Source organism: Gordonia sp. LUNF6 (assembly GCF_047041125.1).
Taxonomy (GTDB): domain Bacteria; phylum Actinomycetota; class Actinomycetes; order Mycobacteriales; family Mycobacteriaceae; genus Gordonia; species Gordonia sihwensis.
The window spans coordinates 22,775-44,856 of the sequence record NZ_CP178181.1; the positions used below are offsets into that span (position 1 = coordinate 22,775).

A 22,082-nucleotide genomic window follows, 5' to 3' on the forward strand; every position below is an offset into this window, starting at 1 on the left:
GGTGGTGTTCTTCTCCATCCAACTCGATGTTTAGCCTGGGTGTTTCATGGGGATCTGCGGATCGCTGGGCGAAAATAGACCGAAGTGCTTCCTGAGCAGGGGAAACTGGGACTTGTCTAAGGTTCCATGTTCTCCAGCAGAAAGCACTCGGTAGGTGAAGCGTACTTCGTGGTCGGCCGGTCTGTCCGTTACTGCTGATGGTGTCGGGGTGATCGCCCACGCCGGGGCCATCGTGCCTCGACTTCTGGCTGATCAGGTCGGTCTGACCGCCGAGCTGTCAGGGGCCATGGCTCGCCGACAATTCATCCCGATCCACGACCGCGGCCGTGTGCTGATCGACACCGCGGTGATGCTCGCCGATGGCGGCGAGTCCATCTCCGACATCGGCGTCCTGCGCCACCAATCCGGGGCCCTGGGCCCGGTCGCCTCGGCGCCGACGGTGTGGCGCACACTCGATGAGGTCACTGCCGGCAAGCGCAAGAAGATCCAGGTCGCGCGTGCCCGCACGCGGCGGCACGTGTGGTCCCAACTGCCCGGCGGAGTACCCGCATCGGCGTGTGCGGGGCGGGATCTGGGATCGACGGTCGTGCTCGATGTGGATGCCACCATCGTGGTCACCCACAGCGAGAAGGAACATGCAACTCCGACATATAAGCGCACGTTCGGGTACCACCCGATCGGCGTGTGGTGCGACAACACAGAAGAGTTTCTCGCCGCGAGCTTGCGCCCGGGCAACGCCGGGTCGAACACCGCTGCCGACCACATCGACGTCCTGGGCCAGGCCATCGCGCAGATCCCCGCCAGTCATCGGCGTGATCTGCTGATCCGCTCCGACGGTGCCGGCGCCTCCCACGACTTGCTGGAGTGGATCACCGAGCAGAACCGCGTTCGTGGTCGACAGGTGGAGTACTCGGTCGGCTTCGCTATCACTGCCCCGATTCGCCGGGCCATCGCGACCTGCCCCGAAGCCGCGTGGGGACCAGCGCTCAACCCCAACGGGGACATCCGCGACGGGGCCGACATCGCGGAGCTGACCGGGTTCCTCGCTCCCGGGATGCTCGCAAAGTGGCCAGACGGGATGCGGGTGATCGTACGCCGCGAGCGGCCCCACCCCGGCGCCCAGTTGTCGATGTTCGAGGAGATCGATGGATGGCGCTACCAGGCTTTTGTCACCAACACCGCCACCGGCCAGCTGCAGTTTCTTGAAGCCAGGCATCGGGCTCACGCCCGGGTCGAGGACCGCATCCGCCACGCCAAAGACACCGGCCTGGGCAGGCTTCCCTCGCGGGAGTTCGCTCTCAACCAGGCTTGGCTGGTGGCGGTGATGATCGCCGCAGATCTGGTGGCGTGGACTCGGATGCTGGCCTGCACCGGCGACGCCGCAGTTCTGGCCTTGTGCGAGCCCAAAGCGCTGCGCTACCGCTTCCTTCACGTGGCAGCCCGACTGGTCCGTAGTGGCCGGCGGCGGCGCGTGAAGATTCCCGAAACATGGCCGTGGGCCACCGCCATCGTCGCAGTGTTCAACACGATCGCCGCGATCCCAAAACCCGCCTGACCTCACCTGCCCGCCCACGACATCACCACCCGGAGACCCGCCCACCGGCAGCGCCAGCCGGCACACACGCACGCCCACACGCGAAAACAAGCCCGCCGTCACCCGACAGCAGCAGTCACACCGGCCCGTGAATCAGCGGGGTTAGAGTGGTGTAACTCGGTGGCCGAGATCGTCTCCGACATCCGTGTCGTTGACGGATGTAGAGCGGCCACCGTGTGATCCATCGAGTCAACCTTCCAAAGAATCCTCGAGGAGTCATCACGATGACCGCACCCCATATTGTCGACCCGGCAGGCCTGCTTGGCCAAGCCCTCACAGAGGCGTCTCCAGATCTGATGCGTGAGCTGCAGCAGACCATGATCAACGCCCTGCTGTCCGCGGACGCCGATGGACCGTTCCCGCTCTGGTGGACACCCGGAGATGAGCGGTGAGTTCCCCCAAGATAGAGGGAGCGGATTATGGGATCTACTCGTCGGAGCTTCACTGCCGAGTACAAGGCCAACGCGGTAAGTTTGGTCATCGATGATGGCCGTGCGATCGCCGAAGTTGCACGCAGTATCGGCGTTCACGAGATGACGTTGGGGAAATGGGTGAAGAAGACTCGAGACGAGGGAAACGGTGAGTCTGACCGCCCGTTGAATGAGGACGAGCGGGCGGAACTCGAGCGCCTTCGCGAAGAAGTGAAGCACGCCCGGATGGAGGTGGAGTTCGCAAAAAAAGTAGCGACCTGGTTCGCGAAAGACCCGCGGTGAAATTCGCGGCTATCGCGGACTGGGCTGAATCCGATTCATATACGGTCACGTTCATGTGTGCTCAACTCGGCGTATCGACTTCTGGCTACGGCGGTGTCATACCGTCGTAGCAACACTGCAGGCCACGAGGGGTTGCGGGTAGCGCGGTAGGAGACCCTGGGTGGGGCTGGGACGGATGATGTTGACGGTGGCGGACCGGACGGAGATCGCGGTCGGACGGCGTGCGGGGATGACGGTCACGGCGATCGCCGAGCAGATCGGGCGCGACAAGTCGGTGGTGTCTCGCGAGATCAAACGCAATGCCACCAAGACGGGCGCGTATCAGGTGGTGCACGCCGACAAGCACGCCCGCGCACGGCGGGCCCGTCCGCAGACGAGGGCGATCGATGCTGACTCGGTGCTCGCCGACCGGGTACGGTCCGACCTGCGCAGGTCGCGGACGCCGCGCCAGATCGCGGGGAGGTTGAAGCTCGAGGCCCAAGACCCCACAGTGGATCCCATGACGGGTTCACCGAACGCGCAGGGCCGCCGCGTGTCACACGAGTCGATCTATCGGTGGATTTATGCTCTTCCGAAGGGAGAGTTGGCTGCTCAGGGCATCCTGTTGCAGTCCAAGCGCACCGCGCGTAAACCCCGCAAGTCAGTCGGTGAGCGGTCGGCGCGGATCGTGGGCATGGTCAGCATCGACGACCGCCCCGAGACCGCGGCCGATCGGCGGGTGCCGGGCTGGTGGGAAGGAGATCTGATCGTCGGGAAGGCCGGCCAGTCCGCGGCGGTGACCTTGGTCGAGCGCACCAGCCGGTACACGCTGATCCTGGGTCTGCCGGACGGGAAGAAAGCACCCGGCGTTGCTGATGTGCTGATCGATCACCTGCGAGGACTGCCGGAGTTCATGCGACAGGGCCTGACGTGGGATCAAGGCACCGAGATGGCCGAGCACGCCAGCGTCACCGTGGCCGCCGAGTTGCCGATCTACTTCGCTCATCCCCGCTCGCCATGGGAACGCCCGACGAATGAGAACACCAACGGCCTGATCCGCGAGTACCTGCCCAAGGGCACCGAAATCCCATCCGATCAGCTGTACCTCGAAGCGATCGCCCGCGAGCTCAACGAGCGGCCACGGCAGTGCCTGGGCTTCTACACTCCACGGGAAGTCTTCGAACGCCTACTGAAGGACAACGTTGCTTCCACGAGTTGACACCGCCTACTACAAGTGGCGCGGCAAGTCGCGCTCAGCTCGAGACCTCCGAGACGACGAGTTAACAGCGCTGATCGAGTACCACTACGAGCACCTCAACGGCCGTCCCGGCGTTCGGCGCATGCGTGCGGAACTCGCCGCCGGCGGCCACCGGGTCTCGCACAAGCGGGTGTGGCGGCTCATGAAGGTCGCAGGTCTGGAAGGCCGCCACCCGAAGGCGTGGAAACGCACCACCGTCGCCGGAGACAGCCCCGTTGGGGCACCTGACCTCATCGGCCGCGACTTCACGGCGGCCGAGGCGAACACCAAATGGTGCGGCGATATTACTTACGTACGGACCTGGAACGGCTGGGCGTACCTGGCCACCGTCATCGATCTGCACTCCCGGATGGTCGTCGGATGGGCCGTGGCCGACCACATGCGAACCGAGCTGGTCACCGACGCACTGGACATGGCCATCGCTCGTCGTCGACCACCCGGAAAAGTCATATTCCACAGCGATCGCGGAACTCAATACACGTCCACCGACTTCGATAAGTACTGCACGAAAAACAATATCCGACGATCATTGGGGCGCACTGGCATTTGTTTCGACAACGCGGTCGCAGAATCATTCTTCGCGAGCTACAAGAAGGAACTCATTCACACGCGCCCGTGGCCCACTCTAAAAGCACTCAAAAAGAGCACATTCACCTGGATTGAGGAGTACTACAATAGGGCCCGACGACATTCCACACTGGGCTATTTGACACCAGCCGAGTTTGAACTAGGATTCAGAGACATATACGACTCGCCGCTTAATTGCAGTGGCCACTTTAGCGGGAACACTCCACCGATGCCGTCTGCGGCGCCGAGTGGAACGCCCGCTCGGAGCAGCGCACCAACCACCGCAATGGCTACCGCCACCGGCCCCTGGATACGCGGGTCGGCACCGTTGATGTCGCCGTCCCGAAGCTGCGCTTGGGCAGCTACTTCCCCGAGTGGCTGCTCGAGCGCCGCAAGCGGGCCGAGTCCGCGCTGATCACGGTCGTGGCGGACTGCTACCTGCGTTCCGGGCACCGCGCCGGGAGCGGTCGAGTGGAGGAGGTTGTCGTGCCGGGGCAGGACGACCGGCACGCGGCCATCTCCCAGACTGAACCCCCCGGCCGCCGGCTCGTGGAGGAGAGCGGTGGTGATTGTCTGGCGGACGCCCGGGGCTGCCTCGCCCAGCGCATTTCTTGAGCTATCACTCGGCGGGCGGCGCAGGAACGAAGGATCCTTTCGATGGACCGCTGAGGTAGGTACATGCCTGCATGAACGAATGTATAGTCACGTAACCGCATGCCCGTCCAACCGGAAACCGCGCAGATTGCTGCGACGCCGATTCAGGAGATGTCATGTCAGTCGAGGTCCCTACCCGTCATCCAGAGCCGCGACGAGTCCTACTGGACTATCCCCACCGTCAGGCAGGGCATTGTGGTTCCGGAGCGCTGAGAGACCTCCTGGAGTGGGCCGGTCTGGGCTGGGACGAGGTGCCGAGCGAAGGTCTGGTCTTCGGAATGGGCGGTGGTCTCGGCTTCACCTACCTGCGGGCACCGGGTCTCGCCCCTCCCATCTACTTCGTCGGGCGTAGCAGCGACCTCGAGGTCGACCTTCTCGCCAGGCTGGGTGCAGAGGTCGACGTTCGGGGAACCGACGATCCCGAGACCGGCTGGGGCTGGGTCCGCCGCGAACTCCAGCAAGGCCGTCCCGTGCTGATGTGGGCCGACATTTCTGAGCTGCCCTACCTCAATGTCCGCCTTCAGATGAGTCGGCACGACATCGTCGTGATCGGTTACGAAGACGACACCGAGACGGCTTTCGTGGTGGACAACGACCGAGCCGAGATGCAGAAAGTCCCCTACGAGGCTCTTGCGCGGGCGCGCGCGTCCCGATCGTTCCCCGTGCCCACGAGGCACACCACGTACTTCGTGAACTGGCCCCAGATCCTGCCCGATCTCCGCCAGACTGCGGCTTCGGCCCTCGTGGCCTCGGTCGAAAACATGCAGGCGGCGACAACCGCGATTATTCCGGACGCGTCGGTGCTACCGCCGGATGCCGTTGCCGCTGCCGGGATCAGTGGAGTCACGGTCTTCGCCGAGGATGTCGACCGGTGGCCGGGGCTCATGCCCGAACCGGAACTGGACATCGCGCTGCGTTCTCTCCACGCCTTTGTAGAGAAGGCAGGCACGGGCGGCGGCCTGTTCCGCCGGTTGCAGGCACAGTTCTGTGGCGACGTGGCCCGGCTAACGGAGTCCGCGGAGATGGCGAAGGCCGGAACTGCGCTCTTGCGCTGCGCGGACACGTGGTCGGCTCTGGCTGCGGCCGGCCGTAGCGACGGATCGACGCTCGATCGCTGGCGACGGGTCAATGAACTCGCCGCGACGCTTCCCCGCGACGAAGGCCATGCCATCTCTCACATGCGCAAAGCGGCGGGGGAACTGGGGATGGGTGACCCATTGTAGGCAAGTCGGCGAACGCAGCAAGCGAGCACCACTGCCGGGTTGCAGCAGCAAATCTGCGGCCACCGCGGACGTAAAGGCGACCCGCTCTACGGGATCCGCACCATCATCCGCTGCGACCCGGCACGGCTGACCGAGCGGCAGTGGCGACGGTTCAATGACGCATTGGCCGCCGACCCCCGGCACGAGGAACTGTTCCTCGCCTGGCAGATCGCCCACGAACTCCGACAGGCCTACCACCATAAAGACCTGCCAGCCGGGCGCAGCGCTGCGGAGAAGATACTCGCGACCTTGCCGTCCTGCCCGATCCCAGAGATCGCCCGCCTCGGCCGCACTCTTCGCAAGTGGAAGGACTCCTTCCTCGCCTACTGGACCACTGACCGATCCAACAATGGTGGAACCGAAGCGATCAACGGCCTCATCGAACTCCACCGGCGCCTGGCCCGCGGCTACCGCAACCGCGACAACTACCGCCTGCGGATGCTCCTCATCGCCGGCGGGCTACGGACCTGACCCCACACTCAGATGCGAAGAGCCCCTTATCCGGCCCTTCCGGAATCAGAGTGCATTGATCCGGTCGTGAAGCTGACCGGAGTGGATCAGTGACCGCAAGATGTAGTGCTTGAGGTTGCGGAAGCCCAGGGCGATTCCGCGGAGGTGTTCGAGGCGTCCGTTGATGGCCTCGACGGGGCCGTTGGAGGCGCCCACGTCGAAGTAGGCGAGGATCTCGCGGTGCCGCTTCCATAGCGACCGGCCCAGCTGGGCGAGCTCGGGCAGTGGACCGTTCCCGCTCTGGTGGACACCCGGAGATGAGCGGTGAGTTCCCCCAAGATAGAGGGAGCGGATTATGGGATCTACTCGTCGGAGCTTCACTGCCGAGTACAAGGCCAACGCGGTAAGTTTGGTCATCGATGATGGCCGTGCGATCGCCGAAGTTGCACGCAGTATCGGCGTTCACGAGATGACGTTGGGGAAATGGGTGAAGAAGACTCGAGACGAGGGAAACGGTGAGTCTGACCGCCCGTTGAATGAGGACGAGCGGGCGGAACTCGAGCGCCTTCGCGAAGAAGTGAAGCACGCCCGGATGGAGGTGGAGTTCGCAAAAAAAGTAGCGACCTGGTTCGCGAAAGACCCGCGGTGAAATTCGCGGCTATCGCGGACTGGGCTGAATCCGATTCATATACGGTCACGTTCATGTGTGCTCAACTCGGCGTATCGACTTCTGGCTACTACAAGTGGCGCGGCAAGTCGCGCTCAGCTCGAGACCTCCGAGACGACGAGTTAACAGCGCTGATCGAGTACCACTACGAGCACCTCAACGGCCGTCCCGGCGTTCGGCGCATGCGTGCGGAACTCGCCGCCGGCGGCCACCGGGTCTCGCACAAGCGGGTGTGGCGGCTCATGAAGGTCGCAGGTCTGGAAGGCCGCCACCCGAAGGCGTGGAAACGCACCACCGTCGCCGGAGACAGCCCCGTTGGGGCACCTGACCTCATCGGCCGCGACTTCACGGCGGCCGAGGCGAACACCAAATGGTGCGGCGATATTACTTACGTACGGACCTGGAACGGCTGGGCGTACCTGGCCACCGTCATCGATCTGCACTCCCGGATGGTCGTCGGATGGGCCGTGGCCGACCACATGCGAACCGAGCTGGTCACCGACGCACTGGACATGGCCATCGCTCGTCGTCGACCACCCGGAAAAGTCATATTCCACAGCGATCGCGGAACTCAATACACGTCCACCGACTTCGATAAGTACTGCACGAAAAACAATATCCGACGATCATTGGGGCGCACTGGCATTTGTTTCGACAACGCGGTCGCAGAATCATTCTTCGCGAGCTACAAGAAGGAACTCATTCACACGCGCCCGTGGCCCACTCTAAAAGCACTCAAAAAGAGCACATTCACCTGGATTGAGGAGTACTACAATAGGGCCCGACGACATTCCACACTGGGCTATTTGACACCAGCCGAGTTTGAACTAGGATTCAGAGACATATACGACTCGCCGCTTAATTGCAGTGGCCACTTTAGCGGGAACACTCCACAGTTCGGTGGGCACCCCGGCCCGGATCGAGCGCAGGAGCTTGTACATCGCGATCTTGCCCTCCCGCTTGCCCGAGGCCTCGTAGGCGGCGATGAGTCGCTGGTAGACGCTGTAGGTGACCTCCACCGCCGCGTGCGCGTCATTGGCGGTGAACGCCTTGAACAGGCGGACCTTCTGCTTGTCGGTCAGTAGCTCAGCGCGGGTGCGCAGGGTGCGGCGGATGCCGTACAGCGGATCGCCGGTCCGTCCCCGGTGTCCGGTGGTGGCCTGCTGGATGCGTTGGCGGCACACGGTGAGCTTGTCGGCGGCCAGGTGCACGACGTGGAATGGGTCCATCACCGTGCGTGCTTCGGGGACGGCTTTGGCGGCGGCGGTGTGGTAGCCGGCGAATCCGTCCATCGTGACCACCTTGACTCGGTCTCGAAAAGCCTGGTCGCGGGCGTTGAGCCACTCGGTGAGGACCTTCGCCGAGCGCCCGGGGATCATGTCCAGCAGACGAGACGGGCCGGTGCCGTCCACGACCGGGGTGAGGTCGACGAGAACGGTGACGAATGAGGACGTGCCGTCGCCGCGGACGTGCTTCCATTTGTGCTCATCGACCCCGAGAATGCGGACGCCGTCGAAGTGTCCGGGCTGGTCGTAGACCATGGCGCGGGTCTCGGTGACCGCCAGGTCGTTGACCAGGTCCCAGCCCAGCCCGAGGGCCTTCGCGACGGCGGACACGCTGGTGCGGTCGATCGCCAGGCGCTGCAGGATCCAGCGGCTGCAGCGGCGGGTGGTCTTGGCCCGCGGCTTAGCCAACGCCGGCATCCGCTGCTGGAAAATCCGCGTCTCGCATTCGATGTTGTCGCAGGTGAAGCGGGGTATGCGTACGTGCAGTCTGGTGGGATGGCCGACGATCGGTAGATCCGTGACCTTCCGCTGGACGTGGTCACGCAGCCTCCCCTCCGTCCCGCAGTCGGCGCACACCGGGTCCAGCGTGACCGGGGAGCAGAACAGGTGCGTGAACTCGTCGGCCACCGCGGCGTCGGTGATGGTGACCCCGAGCTCGACGGTGCGGCAGATGGTGTCGGCAAGCAGGCTGGCGGTAGCGTTCAAAGCGGGTCCTGGGTGGTTCTGGGTGCAGGTGTAGGAACCGCAATCCTCACACCCCCAGGACCCCTACATCTTGTGCCTCACCGCATCACCGCAGCATCCCCGCTACGCACTCCGGATCCGGAAGAGCCCCCAAACTAGACTATACGTCGGTACCGCATACTGTATGTTCGTACAGTACATGGTGTCCCGGCTCAGTCGGCCTTGTCGACCTGACTATCGCGCCGTCGGCAGCCAGTTGCTCAGGCCACCCGCATCGGCCTCCCGGCCCCTTGGACGCCAGGTGGAGGTTGGGTCACGGGTCGGACGTACGGGTGTCGGCGATATCTCCGTCGCCACAAGCCGAGGTATCGCACCCAGCACAACTTCATCGACAGGAAGGTCTGGACATGGACACATTTCGCGACAAGGCCGGCGGGCCGATAGGTACCGATATCGACACCTGGGTGCGCTCGTTTACGCGCATGGAATCCGGTTCCTCCGAGCTTCCTCCCCACCACCCCAACTGCCTTGGCTGTGGACCAGAGAACCCGAATGGTCACTTCCTCTCGGTACGGCGTGACGGAGACGGCGTCGTCGCACACCACCAGTTCGACCAGCGCCACGTCGGGGCACCCGGCATTGCACACGGCGGCGCGGTAGCGACCGTGATTGACGACCTCTTCGGCTTCTTGCTCTATTCGGTCGGCGAGCTCGCCGTGACGCGCCGTCTCGAGCTCGAGTATCTTGCGCCAGCACTACTCGACACCCCGTACATCCTGCGCGCTGCAGTTCGGTCTCGCGATGGCCGGAAATTGGACCTCACGTCCACGATGGAGGATGCAGAGGGCCGCACTGTTATTACTGCCACTGCCCTGTTCATCGTGGTCGAGGTTGAACACTTTTTGCAGTCACAGAGAAACTCGAGGGCTTAGGCCAAACTCACCGCCGCGAGCACCAGGCCCGAATACGTCGAGGATGTCGGCGGAGCCTGAAGCTATTGAACGCCACGCCCAAAGAAAGGGCGAAGCTGAAGGCACCGTGCATCGCCAGTTGCCCTGTACGAGTCAACCAAGAGGCAGCGCTACCTACGACGGAACCCCGTCGGCGGGTGGCCGGTCCAGTGCTTGAAAGCGTGTGAAAAGCTGGCGAGGTCGCTATATCCGAGGTCCGTGGCGATCTCGCTCGCGGACACAGATCCGTCCAGTAAACGAAGAATCGCGTACTCACGAATGACCGACTGGCGCAGTCCGCGATAGGTCATCCCTTCCTCAGAGAGGCGCCGCTTAAGTGTGCTCGTAGAGATGGAGAGTTCGTCTGCAATCCACTGACTTCCACAATCTGCGGGACGCTTCTCTATCAGACGTCTCACCTTGTCCGAATACGAGGCGATTTTACTCCGCTCGTCGAGGCGGTGTCATACCGTCGTAGCAACACTGCAGGCCACGAGGGGTTGCGGGTAGCGCGGTAGGAGACCCTGGGTGGGGCTGGGACGGATGATGTTGACGGTGGCGGACCGGACGGAGATCGCGGTCGGACGGCGTGCGGGGATGACGGTCACGGCGATCGCCGAGCAGATCGGGCGCGACAAGTCGGTGGTGTCTCGCGAGATCAAACGCAATGCCACCAAGACGGGCGCGTATCAGGTGGTGCACGCCGACAAGCACGCCCGCGCACGGCGGGCCCGTCCGCAGACGAGGGCGATCGATGCTGACTCGGTGCTCGCCGACCGGGTACGGTCCGACCTGCGCAGGTCGCGGACGCCGCGCCAGATCGCGGGGAGGTTGAAGCTCGAGGCCCAAGACCCCACAGTGGATCCCATGACGGGTTCACCGAACGCGCAGGGCCGCCGCGTGTCACACGAGTCGATCTATCGGTGGATTTATGCTCTTCCGAAGGGAGAGTTGGCTGCTCAGGGCATCCTGTTGCAGTCCAAGCGCACCGCGCGTAAACCCCGCAAGTCAGTCGGTGAGCGGTCGGCGCGGATCGTGGGCATGGTCAGCATCGACGACCGCCCCGAGACCGCGGCCGATCGGCGGGTGCCGGGCTGGTGGGAAGGAGATCTGATCGTCGGGAAGGCCGGCCAGTCCGCGGCGGTGACCTTGGTCGAGCGCACCAGCCGGTACACGCTGATCCTGGGTCTGCCGGACGGGAAGAAAGCACCCGGCGTTGCTGATGTGCTGATCGATCACCTGCGAGGACTGCCGGAGTTCATGCGACAGGGCCTGACGTGGGATCAAGGCACCGAGATGGCCGAGCACGCCAGCGTCACCGTGGCCGCCGAGTTGCCGATCTACTTCGCTCATCCCCGCTCGCCATGGGAACGCCCGACGAATGAGAACACCAACGGCCTGATCCGCGAGTACCTGCCCAAGGGCACCGAAATCCCATCCGATCAGCTGTACCTCGAAGCGATCGCCCGCGAGCTCAACGAGCGGCCACGGCAGTGCCTGGGCTTCTACACTCCACGGGAAGTCTTCGAACGCCTACTGAAGGACAACGTTGCTTCCACGAGTTGACACCGCCACGCCCAGCCGTTCCAGGTCCGTACGTAAGTAATATCGCCGCACCATTTGGTGTTCGCCTCGGCCGCCGTGAAGTCGCGGCCGATGAGGTCAGGTGCCCCAACGGGGCTGTCTCCGGCGACGGTGGTGCGTTTCCACGCCTTCGGGTGGCGGCCTTCCAGACCTGCGACCTTCATGAGCCGCCACACCCGCTTGTGCGAGACCCGGTGGCCGCCGGCGGCGAGTTCCGCACGCATGCGCCGAACGCCGGGACGGCCGTTGAGGTGCTCGTAGTGGTACTCGATCAGCGCTGTTAACTCGTCGTCTCGGAGGTCTCGAGCTGAGCGCGACTTGCCGCGCCACTTGTAGTAGCCAGAAGTCGATACGCCGAGTTGAGCACACATGAACGTGACCGTATATGAATCGGATTCAGCCCAGTCCGCGATAGCCGCGAATTTCACCGCGGGTCTTTCGCGAACCAGGTCGCTACTTTTTTTGCGAACTCCACCTCCATCCGGGCGTGCTTCACTTCTTCGCGAAGGCGCTCGAGTTCCGCCCGCTCGTCCTCATTCAACGGGCGGTCAGACTCACCGTTTCCCTCGTCTCGAGTCTTCTTCACCCATTTCCCCAACGTCATCTCGTGAACGCCGATACTGCGTGCAACTTCGGCGATCGCACGGCCATCATCGATGACCAAACTTACCGCGTTGGCCTTGTACTCGGCAGTGAAGCTCCGACGAGTAGATCCCATAATCCGCTCCCTCTATCTTGGGGGAACTCACCGCTCATCTCCGGGTGTCCACCAGAGCGGGAACGGTCCAGATAAGGTCGCCTGGCAACTGGCCATGGACGTCCCAGTTCATACGGAAGTCTGCTTCGACTTCGACGGGCCCGAAGCGGGCCCTAAGTGCAAGCTCCACCTTGCCGGTCCGGTCAGCCCAGACGATTCGCTGGCCGCCGCGCACCCCCGACGTGAAGCTCTTCCGCTCCAACCGCAGTTCGGCGACGACATCACCTGTAGCGTCTCGGACTCCAACGGTGATACTAGATGCCGGTTCCGGACCGCCCGCTTCGGCCGTGATGGCGGTGAAGTGGATCTCAGCATTGTCAATAGTGCCGCCGAGCCCGCCGGGGAGGTTGAGTTCTGCGGACGCAGCAGACGAGGGAATCGTGAGATCTGTTCCGAAATTGAGAAACTGCTCGAAGCTCTCGGCGAGTGCCGGGTCGCCGGTTACGTCGACCTGCACGGTAGTGGTTATCGGACGCTCGCTGAGGGCGGCAGCGAACTTTGCATACACCTTGATGTGAAGCCACATGGGGCCGTGTTGCTCGGCTGCGACAGCGACCAGCCAGGGCTCGTCGACTTGGTGTGGGGGGCAATCGGATGTTCCGAAGTGGTACCGGTAGTGAGGGTCATTGTTTGCTGCACGTTGCAAGATCCTGATTCGTTCGCCGACGTCGGCAGGTTGCAAACGAGTCCCGCTAGCAAGGGTCGTGTCACCGCGAATGATGGCGGTAAGTTCGGCGAGTTGATCAGCGAAACGGTCTTTGCCCCCTTTGAGGTAGTAATCGATGAGCTCCTGGTGGCGTGCTGCGAGAATATCGAGCTGAGTCAGGCCCATCCATGACCACGTCGGGATACCCAGAGATTTGATCTCCTCTTCGATGCGAGCGCGGTATCCGGGGGCGGTGTCAACTCGTGGAAGCAACGTTGTCCTTCAGTAGGCGTTCGAAGACTTCCCGTGGAGTGTAGAAGCCCAGGCACTGCCGTGGCCGCTCGTTGAGCTCGCGGGCGATCGCTTCGAGGTACAGCTGATCGGATGGGATTTCGGTGCCCTTGGGCAGGTACTCGCGGATCAGGCCGTTGGTGTTCTCATTCGTCGGGCGTTCCCATGGCGAGCGGGGATGAGCGAAGTAGATCGGCAACTCGGCGGCCACGGTGACGCTGGCGTGCTCGGCCATCTCGGTGCCTTGATCCCACGTCAGGCCCTGTCGCATGAACTCCGGCAGTCCTCGCAGGTGATCGATCAGCACATCAGCAACGCCGGGTGCTTTCTTCCCGTCCGGCAGACCCAGGATCAGCGTGTACCGGCTGGTGCGCTCGACCAAGGTCACCGCCGCGGACTGGCCGGCCTTCCCGACGATCAGATCTCCTTCCCACCAGCCCGGCACCCGCCGATCGGCCGCGGTCTCGGGGCGGTCGTCGATGCTGACCATGCCCACGATCCGCGCCGACCGCTCACCGACTGACTTGCGGGGTTTACGCGCGGTGCGCTTGGACTGCAACAGGATGCCCTGAGCAGCCAACTCTCCCTTCGGAAGAGCATAAATCCACCGATAGATCGACTCGTGTGACACGCGGCGGCCCTGCGCGTTCGGTGAACCCGTCATGGGATCCACTGTGGGGTCTTGGGCCTCGAGCTTCAACCTCCCCGCGATCTGGCGCGGCGTCCGCGACCTGCGCAGGTCGGACCGTACCCGGTCGGCGAGCACCGAGTCAGCATCGATCGCCCTCGTCTGCGGACGGGCCCGCCGTGCGCGGGCGTGCTTGTCGGCGTGCACCACCTGATACGCGCCCGTCTTGGTGGCATTGCGTTTGATCTCGCGAGACACCACCGACTTGTCGCGCCCGATCTGCTCGGCGATCGCCGTGACCGTCATCCCCGCACGCCGTCCGACCGCGATCTCCGTCCGGTCCGCCACCGTCAACATCATCCGTCCCAGCCCCACCCAGGGTCTCCTACCGCGCTACCCGCAACCCCTCGTGGCCTGCAGTGTTGCTACGACGGTATGACACCGCCGAAGTTATCGTCTTTAACGCACCTGAACTGCGCAATCGAGACAATCTCCTGTTGGAGAGGCTAGCGGCCCATGAGGCCGGCCACGTCAAACTCGGCAAACGCGGCGAGGGCGTGATAGGCCGCCAGCACCTCGTTGACTCCGAGTGGCGTTGGCTGCTGATGTGCCTCGGAGCCCTGGCCATTGATGAACTTCGGATCGAGCGTGGGCTCGCTGACCTTGGGTATCCGGTCGCAATGACCGGCGACGTTGATTACATTGATGAGGCAATGTTCTGGCTGAACTGCGAACTCATGAATGCCTTGGTCGACCCGGCCAGCTCAGACGTGGAGAAGTTTCAAGGCGCCGTCATGTCAACGCAAGATTGGCTGACCAAGCACCTTGCATATGTTGCCGCATACGCTTCTAGCCCGACGCTCGATTTATCAGCTCTGTCGAGCCATTCGAGACAGAACTGGGATGATTACATCGCGGCACATTGGGGCAAACGTGTTGCCTTCTACGAAAACATCCCGGACGTCCGCACGGCACTCGACGCCTCGGAACTGGACTCAATCCTGCTTTCGGCTATCGATATTGAGGCGGATCTGCTCAGCTCACTTGGATTTCGACTTTCTGACGGTGGCCACGGTCAAGGATATGCCTTCCGTCGAGTCTCCAGCGATTCTCAATGTGCTCGTCGGCTGCAGCGCGCGCGAGAAGCGTTCGCGCTGCGAGACAGTGCCTGAGGTGGGGGAATCCGCACTGGTGGCGCACCATATTCGATGGTGAGCTATGCGGCGGACAGTCCCGCAGAGGTGAGGCTGTCATTGGTCAGTGGGATCGCACTGGAGGTGATTCCGGTAAGCAGTTCTAACACTTGATGTTCCGTTTTCGGGCCAGGATGATTTTAAGTCCGTCGACGCCACAGAGACTGTGGCGGGGTGCTTACAACGCAGCCGAAGACGACTGGAGTAGTGGTGACCGGCATGCGGTCAGGTGTCGATTCATCAGATGCAATACGCATACTTCTACTTGTCATAAGGTCTGGTTACCGGTGCTCGATGTGGGTGGCAAGGCGACACGAGTTTTCGGACACTGCTGCCCTGCGGAAACGACTGGTTCTGTGAGTGTCGCGAAATCGATCGCTAGCTAGCGGACGCGCTCGGACGGGGGTTTGACTACCTTGAGCCACCGTCGTGAGGTGGGGTCGTCACGTCCCACGCTGACTTGCGGATACGAGATGAAGGTCGCTTCGTCGATGTAGGGCGGGACCGTTGCTCTTTCTGGTGACGTCCTGCCGTGTGTCAGTTGAAGCCTCCGGACGGTGTCGTGGCCTGCTCTCTTTGCCACATGACGATGGTCAGTTCGGCGTAGAGGACGGTGTGGTCGTCCTGATCGGTCAGCCGCATTTCTATCTTCACTCGTCCGCGTGTTCCGTCGAGAGTGATCTCGGCAATTTGGGCGGTTCCGGTGAGAACGTTGCCGGGTCGGACGGGCGCCGGGAACCGTACCTTGTCGAATCCGAGCCCGGCGATCACTGCCCATTGGTTGAGCATTGTTTGTGTGAGCAGCCGTTGAGCGATGGCAATGGTGTGTACCCCGCTGGCGATGAGTCCGCGGAAGTGACCCTGGTTGGCGGCGTCCTCATCGATGTGAAACCACTGTGCGTCCCAGCGGGTGGCGAAATCGACCAGTTCGGCCTTGGAGACGGTGTGATCGCCCAGTTTGTGAATCTGGCCCGGGGTGAAGTCTTCGGCGTAGACGGACGGACTTGGGGGAGTGGCGTTCACAGCGACCTGGCTACGAGCAGCTTCATGATCTCGTTGGTGCCGCCGTAGATCCGCTGCACGCGGGAGGCGGTGTACATCTGGGCGATGGGGTACTCCATCATGTAGCCGTAGCCACCGAACAGCTGTAGGCACTTGTCCACCACGCGGCACTGCATGTCGGTGGCCCACAGCTTGATCATCGAGGCGCCGGCGGCGTCGAGGGTGCCGTCGATCTGGCGGCGGATGCCGTCGTCGATCAGCGCCTTGCCGGCGTAGACGTCGGCCTTGCACTCGGCTAGTACGAACTGGGTGTTCTGGAAGTCCAGGAGTTTCTTGCCGAACGCATCGCGCTCTTTGACGTACCGGATGGTCTCGATCACCGCGGCCTCGGCCACTGCCACGCCGGCGACTCCGATGATGAGTCGCTCCCGCGGCAACTGGGTCATGAGTTCGGCGAAGCCGGAGCCCTCCTCGCCAAGGATGTTCTCCACCGGTACCCGCATGTCGTCAAAGAAGAGTTCGCGGGTGTCCCATCCGTGCATGCCGATCTTCTCGAGGACGGCGCCGCGGGAGAAGCCCGCGACGTTATTGTCGACCTCGGCGACTAGTAGGGAGATGCCCTTGCCGCCGGCCGCTGGATCGGTCTTGGCCACGATGACAACCAAGTCGCAGTGGGTGCCGTTGGAGATGAAGGTCTTGGCGCCGTTGACCACGTAGTGGTCGCCGTCGCGGATCGCTGTGGTCTTGACGTTCTGCAGGTCTGAGCCGGTACCAGGCTCGGTCATGGCGACGGCCACCACTTTCTCGCCGGAGGCGAGCCCGGGTAGCCAGCGGCGCTTTTGCTCCTCGGTCCCGTAGGCGTTGATGTAGTGGCTGACGATCGTGGAGTGCACGGTGAAGCCGAACGCGCTGTCGTGCGCGTACGCCAGTTCCTGGGCCACTACAGCCTCGTGGCCGAAGTCGCCTCCCCCGCCGCCGTCCTTTTCGGCGATGTCGGTGAGCAGTAGGCCTGCCGCTCCGGCTCTGTTCCAGAGTTCGCGGTCGACGTGGCCCTGCCGGGCCCAGTCCGCCTGGCGGGGGGTGACTTCTCTGGCGAAGAAGGCGCGGGCGTGGTCCCGTAGCAACTCGTGGGACTCGGTTTGCCAGGTGGGGCGGTGGTCGGGGAACAGGGTGGTGGTCATGATCTTGTCCTTGTCGGGCCGGGTCAGCGGCCGGTGAAGTTCGGCGAACGCTTGGCCACGAAGGCGGCCTGGCCCTCGTGGCTGTCGTCTGAGGCGAGTGAATAGACGAAGTTGCGCTTTTCGTGCTCGAGCCCTGCGGCTATCGACCCGGTCTGCGCGGCCAGGGCGGCGTCTTTGGCCAGGGCCACGGCCAGCGGGGAATTAGCCGAGATCCGCTGCGCCAGGGCGATCGCCTGTTCGACGACCTCGTCGTCGTCGACCACCTTTCCCACCAGGCCGAGGGTGGCGGCCTCGGTCCCGGTGACCAGGTCGCCGCTGAGCAGCAGTGCCATGGCGCGAGGTTTGCCGAGCGCCCGGATGAGTCGTTGGGTGCCGCCGCCGCCGGGGATGACGCCGAGCTTGACCTCGGGTAATCCAAGGCGGGCACCCTGGCCGACGATGCTGGTGTCGCAGGCCAGGACGAGTTCGAGCCCGCCCCCCAGGGCCAGGCCCTCGACGGCTGCGATCACCGGTTTGGGGAAGTTCTCCAGGTCGGCCCATAGAGTCCCCCCGGAGGCCCGCCGCTGCCCGATCAACGGATCGGCCCGCAGGGCGTCGAACGCGGTGATGTCTGCTCCAGCGCAGAACACGCCGCTCGCGCCGGCCAAAACTATGGCGCGCACGGAGTCATCGGTCCGCAGCTCGGCTAGGTGCCCGTTCAAGGCTGCGAACACCGCGGCGTTCAGTGCATTCCGGGCCTCGGGTCGGTTGATGCGCAGGATCGCGACGGCTCCGCGTCGTTCGCTGCGCACCACATCATCGTGTCCGCTCCGGTTGTTCATTCCTCGGCTCCCCGGTAGAGATCGGCGTAGTCGGTGCGTAGCGTCTTTTTGTCCAACTTGCCGACGCTGGTGCGCGGCAGCGCGTCGGCGAAGATGACGATGTCGGGCAGTTGCCACTTGGCGAACTTGTCTTCCAACACGGCGTGGATGTCGTCGACGTCAAGATCGGCACCGTCTTCTTGGACGACGATCGCAACCGGGCGCTCTTGCCACTTGGGATGCTCGATCCCCACCACGGCGGCTTCGCGGACCTGTGGGTGGGCGACGATCGCGTTTTCCATGTCGATCGAGGAGATCCATTCGCCGCCGCTTTTGACCACGTCCTTGATGCGGTCGGTCAGCTTGAGGTAGCCGTCGGGGCGGATCGTGCCGGCATCGCCGCTGCGCCACCACCCATCGGCGAACGCGCCGCCTTTGTCTTCCATCTTGTGGTAGCGCTCGATGATCCACGGGCCGCGCATGAGCACCTCGCCCTGGGAGACACCGTCGTGGGGTAGTTCGGTTCCGTCCGGTCCGACGACCTTGATGTCGATCCCGTTGACCAGCAGACCCTGGGCCCGCTTGAGATCCCACTTCTCCTTCTCACTGAGCACGTCCCGCAGCGTGTGCTTCAGGCCTGCGTTGACGGTGACCAGCGGAGTGGTCTCCGTGGCGCCGTAGGCGTGGATGATGTCGGCGCCGGTGAGGTCATGGAAGCCGCGCATGAGCGTGAGCGACGGTTCGGTCGCCCCGGACAGCAGACGGGCGCGGCTGAAGTCCGGGCGCGTCTTGAGTGTGCGGATGTAGTCGAGCATCGGCTCGAAGATCGCGGGGGCACCGTTGGCTACGGTGACGGACTCGGAGATCATCGCGTCAACCAGCACAGAGGTGTCCTCGGCCGTATACCGTCCGGGCAGCACGACCTTGGCGGCCGAGTAGATGGCCGACTGCGGCAGTCCCCAGCCCTGGCCGTGGAACATCGGGGTGATGACCATGACGGTGTCGTCGTCGCCCATCTTCAACTGCGCTGCCTCGGCAAGAGTGTGGAGGTAGATCCCGCGATGGGAGTAGTACACGCCCTTGGGGCGGCCGGTGGTGCCGGTGGTGTAGCACGCGCTGTACGCCGAGGTTTCGTCGATCATCGGCCAGTCGAAGGTCGATTCCGCGGCCGTCAGCGCGTCTTCCCAGTGGACGACCCCGGGCAGGGTGGTGGAGATCTCCGAGAGTGGCTTGTCCGTCATGACCACCCAGGTCTTCACCCCGACGCCCTGCTCGACCAGCGCCTCGGCCACGGGCAGCAGGGACTCGTCGACCAGCACGATCGAGGCTTCGGCGTGGTCGGTGACATAGGCCAGGTCCACCGGGGCGAGCCGCAGGTTCATCTGCAGCATCACCGATGCGATACCGGGAATCGCCCAGTACAGCTCCATATGGCGTTTGGAGTTCCAATCCAGGATTCCCACCACCGTTCCGGGGCCGGCCCCCAGCCCGGTGAGCGCGTGGGCTGACTTCCCGACCCGCTCGAACATGTCTGCGTAGGTGTAGCGGTCCCAGCCCCCGTCGATGGTGCGGAATACGATCTCCTGCTCGGGGTAGGTCCGGGCGGAGTGCCGCAGCAGGGTGGTGGTGTTGAGCTGGTAACTGTCACCGTGTGTCGACGGCAGACCGGTGACGATGGGGTGGGACGTCATGTTGGTGCTCCTGAAGTGGGGTTGGGACGGTGGCTGGGACGGAGGGGGCTCGTCAGAGGCGTTCGATGATGGTGGTGTTAGCGGTGCCGTGGGCTTCGCAGATGGTCTGTAGCCCGTATCGGCTGCCGGTGCGTTCGAGTTCGGTCAGCAGGTCCGTCATCATGCGGGCGCCGGTGGATCCGAGGGGGTGGCCGACAGCCACCGAGCCGCCGTTGACGTTGAGTTTGTCGTCGGGGACGCCGAACTCTTTTTGGAACATCAGCGGTACTCCCGCGAACGCTTCGTTGACCTCGAACAGGTCGATATCGTCCACCGTGAGCCCCGACCGGTCCAGGGCCTTGCGGGTGGACTCGAGGATTGCGGTGAACTGGATGATCGGATCGGCCGCGGCGACCGCGTGGACCACGAAGCGGGCGCGGGGGGTGAGCCCGTGGGCCTCGGCGAACTCGCGGTCGGCGATGAGTAGTGCGGCGGCGCCGTCGCTGAGCTGGGAGGAGTTGGCTGCGGTGGTCTTGCCGTCTTCGGCGAACACCGCCCGCAGGGACGCCATCTTCTCTGGGTCGAGCTCGGCCCGGATCCCCTCATCCGCGGTCACGGGCTCGCTGGAGTCATCGAGCGGGTCGCGGCGCAGCGGAACCAGCTGGGTCTCGAAGCGGCCGTCGCGGGTGGCAGCCAGCGCCCGCTCGTGGCTCCGGCGGCTGAAGGCGTCGAGTTCCTCCCGGCTGAGGTCGAAGCGGGTGTTCATCAGCTCACTGGACGGGCCTTGAACCAGCAGTCCGCCGTCGTAGCGGGCCAGTTCGCGGGGGGAGTATTGCGGGCCTAGCGGGGCGCCGGGTTGTAATGAGGATGGCAGCGCCACCTGTGACATCGACTCCACGCCGCATGCGATGGCGAGGTCGTAGGACCCCGCCTCCACACCGTGGGCGGCAAATGCGACAGCTTGCTGCCCCGAGCCGCACTGTCGGTCCACGGTCACGGCCGGCACCGAATCGGGCAGGCCGGAGGAGAGCACCGCATGGCGAGCGATGTTGGAGCTCTGCTGGTCGTGCGTCATCACACAGCCAGCGATCACGTCGTCGATTTTCTCCGGCGCCACATCACTGCGGCGAACCAGTTCACTGAGGGTGGCCCCCAGCAGATCGGCGGGATGCCAGGCGGCCAGCGCCCCGCCGCGCTTGCCGACCGGGGTCCGGACGGCATCGACGATCACGGCCTCGCGGGTGGCTCGGGAACTACGGGGCTGGGGGGAGTCGGTCATGACTGGGTCCTTCCTCAAGGTGGTCAGGTGGTGGGCGCCGTGGGCGCGTGAGTGGTCTGCGCTGTGGCCGGGTGGGCATCGCGAACGGCGGTGAGCGGGATGTCGTGGCGCGCGGCCAGATCCTCCCAGTGGGCCGTGGTGTGCGCGGCGAAGGCGCGGGTGTAGGCGGCGGATGTGCCGTCGCAATCGAGTACTTCTCTGGTGCGGGCCTCGAAGTGCGGTTCGAGTGCCCCCAGGGCGATGTGGCCGTCGGCGGTGGCATAGATGTTGTAGGAGGGCAGAGCCCCGCCCAGTGGTGCTCCATTGCCAAACAGGCCGTGCCGGAGGGCAGCCGCGGAGTCGTACGCGGCCGCGTCGAGAGTGATGCGTTGATGTCCGCCGGAGTCGTGCTGTCCCCGGGCCAGCAGCAGGGCCAGGGCGGCCGAGATGGCCCGCTCCCCACCGACGGTGTCGGCGACCGGGACCAGCGGCAGGTGCGGCGGCCGGATGGTGCCGTATCTCGCCTGATATGTCAGGTCGTGGCCCGCGACCTCCTCGTCGGCGCCGTCGTAGCCCACGATCTCCACATGGCACAACCGCGGGTAGCGGTCGCTGAGATCGCCGAGGCCGAGTCGGCAGAACGCTGACGGGCGCATGGCGGTCACCAACACGTCCGCCGTATCGAGCAGCCTGGTCAGCTCCTCCAGGCCGCTACGACTTTTGAGGTCGGCCCGACGAACCTCCACTCCCTGTGTCAGTTCTGCGTACCAGGAGGGCGCGGCCACGGCCAAGGCGTCACCCACCGGCGGCTCCACTTTGATCACCGCTGCGCCGAGGTCACGAAGGCCTGCCACGGCCAGCGGACCGGGCAGGTTGGTAGCCAAAGAGACGACCTGTATGCCGGCCAGGGGTCGGAGCGATCTGGGACTCATTTCAGCGACTATACAAGTAGTCAGTAAACTTAGCCACTGTATAGCTTTAGCGATTGGCGCGTCCCCGTAGACTCGT

Annotated in this window: 20 protein-coding genes and 6 pseudogenes; 13 read left to right on the forward strand and 13 right to left on the reverse strand. The window is 64.1% G+C overall.

Going from position 1 to position 22,082, the window contains the following annotated elements:
• Positions 1-154: 154 nt before the first annotated feature.
• The 8 genes and pseudogenes from ACK8HH_RS00130 (at position 155) to ACK8HH_RS00165 (ending at position 6,498) form a co-directional block, all read left to right on the forward strand.
• On the forward strand, positions 155-1,555 hold the full coding sequence (locus ACK8HH_RS00130) for an IS1380 family transposase (protein WP_067476669.1): 1,401 nt from the start codon (positions 155-157) through the stop codon (positions 1,553-1,555).
• A gap of 263 nt (positions 1,556-1,818) precedes the next feature.
• Positions 1,819-1,974, forward strand: a pseudogene (locus ACK8HH_RS00135) (IS256 family transposase); the annotation flags it as partial.
• A 39-nt stretch (positions 1,975-2,013) separates the two neighbouring features.
• A complete protein-coding gene (locus ACK8HH_RS00140; RefSeq protein ID WP_006898371.1) occupies positions 2,014-2,307 on the forward strand; it encodes a transposase in 294 nt (97 codons plus the stop codon).
• A 175-nt stretch (positions 2,308-2,482) separates the two neighbouring features.
• On the forward strand, positions 2,483-3,505 hold the full coding sequence (locus tag ACK8HH_RS00145) for an IS30 family transposase (protein ID WP_412475205.1): 1,023 nt from the start codon (positions 2,483-2,485) through the stop codon (positions 3,503-3,505).
• Positions 3,489-4,259 (forward strand): annotated as a pseudogene (locus ACK8HH_RS00150) (IS3 family transposase); the annotation flags it as partial. The gene ACK8HH_RS00145 and the pseudogene ACK8HH_RS00150, both read left to right, overlap by 17 nt.
• An 80-nt stretch (positions 4,260-4,339) precedes the next feature.
• A pseudogene (locus ACK8HH_RS00155) lies at positions 4,340-4,552 on the forward strand (transposase); the annotation flags it as partial.
• 329 nt (positions 4,553-4,881) lie between these two features.
• Positions 4,882-5,988, forward strand: coding sequence for a BtrH N-terminal domain-containing protein (locus ACK8HH_RS00160; protein WP_067478094.1), 1,107 nt, complete (start codon positions 4,882-4,884; stop codon positions 5,986-5,988).
• 39 nt (positions 5,989-6,027) lie between these two features.
• Entirely contained in the window at positions 6,028-6,498 is a 471-nt protein-coding gene (locus ACK8HH_RS00165) for a transposase (protein WP_228549380.1), read from the forward strand.
• A 45-nt stretch (positions 6,499-6,543) separates the two neighbouring features.
• Here the strand turns inward: ACK8HH_RS00165 and ACK8HH_RS00170 are convergent.
• Positions 6,544-6,762 (reverse strand): annotated as a pseudogene (locus ACK8HH_RS00170) (transposase); the annotation flags it as partial.
• Between the two features lie 70 nt (positions 6,763-6,832).
• Between ACK8HH_RS00170 and ACK8HH_RS00175 the strand changes: the two are divergent.
• Positions 6,833-7,126 carry a transposase gene (locus ACK8HH_RS00175; RefSeq protein WP_006898371.1) on the forward strand — a complete coding sequence of 98 codons (294 nt, stop codon included), beginning with the start codon at positions 6,833-6,835 and terminating at the stop codon, positions 7,124-7,126.
• A pseudogene (locus ACK8HH_RS00180) lies at positions 7,123-7,959 on the forward strand (IS3 family transposase); the annotation flags it as partial. The gene ACK8HH_RS00175 and the pseudogene ACK8HH_RS00180, both read left to right, overlap by 4 nt.
• Before the next feature lie 12 nt (positions 7,960-7,971).
• Here the strand turns inward: ACK8HH_RS00180 and ACK8HH_RS00185 are convergent.
• Entirely contained in the window at positions 7,972-9,135 is a 1,164-nt protein-coding gene (locus tag ACK8HH_RS00185; protein ID WP_231887316.1) for an ISL3 family transposase, read from the reverse strand.
• A 386-nt stretch (positions 9,136-9,521) separates the two neighbouring features.
• Between ACK8HH_RS00185 and ACK8HH_RS00190 the strand changes: the two genes are divergently transcribed.
• On the forward strand, positions 9,522-10,046 hold the full coding sequence (locus ACK8HH_RS00190) for a PaaI family thioesterase (RefSeq protein ID WP_008379464.1): 525 nt from the start codon (positions 9,522-9,524) through the stop codon (positions 10,044-10,046).
• A gap of 149 nt (positions 10,047-10,195) precedes the next feature.
• Here ACK8HH_RS00190 and ACK8HH_RS00195 read toward each other — a convergent pair.
• Positions 10,196-10,522, reverse strand: a pseudogene (locus tag ACK8HH_RS00195) (helix-turn-helix domain-containing protein); the annotation flags it as partial.
• An 85-nt stretch (positions 10,523-10,607) separates the two neighbouring features.
• Between ACK8HH_RS00195 and ACK8HH_RS00200 the strand changes: the two are divergent.
• Positions 10,608-11,630, forward strand: coding sequence for an IS30 family transposase (locus ACK8HH_RS00200; protein ID WP_412475205.1), 1,023 nt, complete (start codon positions 10,608-10,610; stop codon positions 11,628-11,630).
• Here the strand turns inward: ACK8HH_RS00200 and ACK8HH_RS00205 are convergent.
• The 4 genes from ACK8HH_RS00205 to ACK8HH_RS00220 all read right to left on the reverse strand — a co-directional run bounded on the left by ACK8HH_RS00205 (position 11,570) and on the right by ACK8HH_RS00220 (position 14,330).
• Entirely contained in the window at positions 11,570-12,019 is a 450-nt protein-coding gene (locus tag ACK8HH_RS00205; RefSeq protein ID WP_412475454.1) for an IS3 family transposase, read from the reverse strand. The two genes, ACK8HH_RS00200 and ACK8HH_RS00205, sit on opposite strands and share 61 nt — an antisense overlap.
• 53 nt (positions 12,020-12,072) lie before the next feature.
• Positions 12,073-12,366, reverse strand: a complete 294-nt coding sequence (locus ACK8HH_RS00210; protein ID WP_006898371.1) for a transposase — start codon at positions 12,364-12,366, stop codon at positions 12,073-12,075.
• Positions 12,367-12,400: 34 nt separating this feature from the next.
• Positions 12,401-13,237 carry a hypothetical protein gene (locus ACK8HH_RS00215; RefSeq protein WP_412475455.1) on the reverse strand — a complete coding sequence of 279 codons (837 nt, stop codon included), beginning with the start codon at positions 13,235-13,237 and terminating at the stop codon, positions 12,401-12,403.
• A gap of 70 nt (positions 13,238-13,307) precedes the next feature.
• Positions 13,308-14,330, reverse strand: coding sequence for an IS30 family transposase (locus ACK8HH_RS00220; protein WP_412475205.1), 1,023 nt, complete (start codon positions 14,328-14,330; stop codon positions 13,308-13,310).
• Positions 14,331-14,389: 59 nt separating this feature from the next.
• Between ACK8HH_RS00220 and ACK8HH_RS00225 the strand changes: the two genes are divergently transcribed.
• Positions 14,390-15,142 carry a hypothetical protein gene (locus ACK8HH_RS00225; protein ID WP_412475456.1) on the forward strand — a complete coding sequence of 251 codons (753 nt, stop codon included), beginning with the start codon at positions 14,390-14,392 and terminating at the stop codon, positions 15,140-15,142.
• Between the two features lie 558 nt (positions 15,143-15,700).
• Here ACK8HH_RS00225 and ACK8HH_RS00230 read toward each other — a convergent pair.
• From ACK8HH_RS00230 to ACK8HH_RS00255, 6 genes are read right to left on the reverse strand one after another with little or no spacing between them, the layout of a single operon-like run.
• Positions 15,701-16,186, reverse strand: coding sequence for a MaoC/PaaZ C-terminal domain-containing protein (locus ACK8HH_RS00230; RefSeq protein WP_006898348.1), 486 nt, complete (start codon positions 16,184-16,186; stop codon positions 15,701-15,703).
• Positions 16,183-17,346, reverse strand: coding sequence for an acyl-CoA dehydrogenase family protein (locus ACK8HH_RS00235; protein WP_008382198.1), 1,164 nt, complete (start codon positions 17,344-17,346; stop codon positions 16,183-16,185). Before ACK8HH_RS00235 ends, ACK8HH_RS00230 begins: the two co-directional genes overlap by 4 nt.
• Before the next feature lie 23 nt (positions 17,347-17,369).
• Positions 17,370-18,167 (reverse strand): enoyl-CoA hydratase/isomerase family protein, encoded by a 798-nt coding sequence (locus ACK8HH_RS00240; RefSeq protein ID WP_008382197.1) that lies wholly within the window; start codon positions 18,165-18,167, stop codon positions 17,370-17,372.
• Positions 18,164-19,837 carry a long-chain-fatty-acid--CoA ligase gene (locus ACK8HH_RS00245; RefSeq protein WP_008382195.1) on the reverse strand — a complete coding sequence of 558 codons (1,674 nt, stop codon included), beginning with the start codon at positions 19,835-19,837 and terminating at the stop codon, positions 18,164-18,166. Before ACK8HH_RS00245 ends, ACK8HH_RS00240 begins: the two co-directional genes overlap by 4 nt.
• A 52-nt stretch (positions 19,838-19,889) precedes the next feature.
• The gene (locus ACK8HH_RS00250) at positions 19,890-21,095 is read right to left on the reverse strand and encodes a thiolase family protein (protein WP_006897083.1); all 1,206 of its coding nucleotides are present in this window, start codon (positions 21,093-21,095) and stop codon (positions 19,890-19,892) included.
• A gap of 23 nt (positions 21,096-21,118) precedes the next feature.
• The gene (locus ACK8HH_RS00255; RefSeq protein ID WP_008382193.1) at positions 21,119-22,006 is read right to left on the reverse strand and encodes a CoA transferase; all 888 of its coding nucleotides are present in this window, start codon (positions 22,004-22,006) and stop codon (positions 21,119-21,121) included.
• Positions 22,007-22,082: the final 76 nt, after the last annotated feature.

What these genes read in the sequence shown, in the direction of transcription:
- ACK8HH_RS00240 (WP_008382197.1), bottom strand. Translation starts at nt 18,167, where the DNA reads ATGAACAACCGGAGCGGACACGATGATGTGGTGCGCAGCGAACGACGC.
- ACK8HH_RS00175 (WP_006898371.1), top strand. Translation starts at nt 6,833, where the DNA reads ATGGGATCTACTCGTCGGAGCTTCACTGCCGAGTACAAGGCCAACGCG.
- ACK8HH_RS00140 (WP_006898371.1), top strand. Translation starts at nt 2,014, where the DNA reads ATGGGATCTACTCGTCGGAGCTTCACTGCCGAGTACAAGGCCAACGCG.
- ACK8HH_RS00190 (WP_008379464.1), top strand. Translation starts at nt 9,522, where the DNA reads ATGGACACATTTCGCGACAAGGCCGGCGGGCCGATAGGTACCGATATC.
- ACK8HH_RS00200 (WP_412475205.1), top strand. Translation starts at nt 10,608, where the DNA reads ATGATGTTGACGGTGGCGGACCGGACGGAGATCGCGGTCGGACGGCGT.
- ACK8HH_RS00205 (WP_412475454.1), bottom strand. Translation starts at nt 12,019, where the DNA reads ATGTGTGCTCAACTCGGCGTATCGACTTCTGGCTACTACAAGTGGCGC.
- ACK8HH_RS00255 (WP_008382193.1), bottom strand. Translation starts at nt 22,006, where the DNA reads ATGAGTCCCAGATCGCTCCGACCCCTGGCCGGCATACAGGTCGTCTCT.
- ACK8HH_RS00160 (WP_067478094.1), top strand. Translation starts at nt 4,882, where the DNA reads ATGTCAGTCGAGGTCCCTACCCGTCATCCAGAGCCGCGACGAGTCCTA.
- ACK8HH_RS00145 (WP_412475205.1), top strand. Translation starts at nt 2,483, where the DNA reads ATGATGTTGACGGTGGCGGACCGGACGGAGATCGCGGTCGGACGGCGT.
- ACK8HH_RS00210 (WP_006898371.1), bottom strand. Translation starts at nt 12,366, where the DNA reads ATGGGATCTACTCGTCGGAGCTTCACTGCCGAGTACAAGGCCAACGCG.
- ACK8HH_RS00220 (WP_412475205.1), bottom strand. Translation starts at nt 14,330, where the DNA reads ATGATGTTGACGGTGGCGGACCGGACGGAGATCGCGGTCGGACGGCGT.
- ACK8HH_RS00250 (WP_006897083.1), bottom strand. Translation starts at nt 21,095, where the DNA reads ATGACCGACTCCCCCCAGCCCCGTAGTTCCCGAGCCACCCGCGAGGCC.
- ACK8HH_RS00245 (WP_008382195.1), bottom strand. Translation starts at nt 19,837, where the DNA reads ATGACGTCCCACCCCATCGTCACCGGTCTGCCGTCGACACACGGTGAC.
- ACK8HH_RS00235 (WP_008382198.1), bottom strand. Translation starts at nt 17,346, where the DNA reads ATGACCACCACCCTGTTCCCCGACCACCGCCCCACCTGGCAAACCGAG.
- ACK8HH_RS00215 (WP_412475455.1), bottom strand. Translation starts at nt 13,237, where the DNA reads ATGGGCCTGACTCAGCTCGATATTCTCGCAGCACGCCACCAGGAGCTC.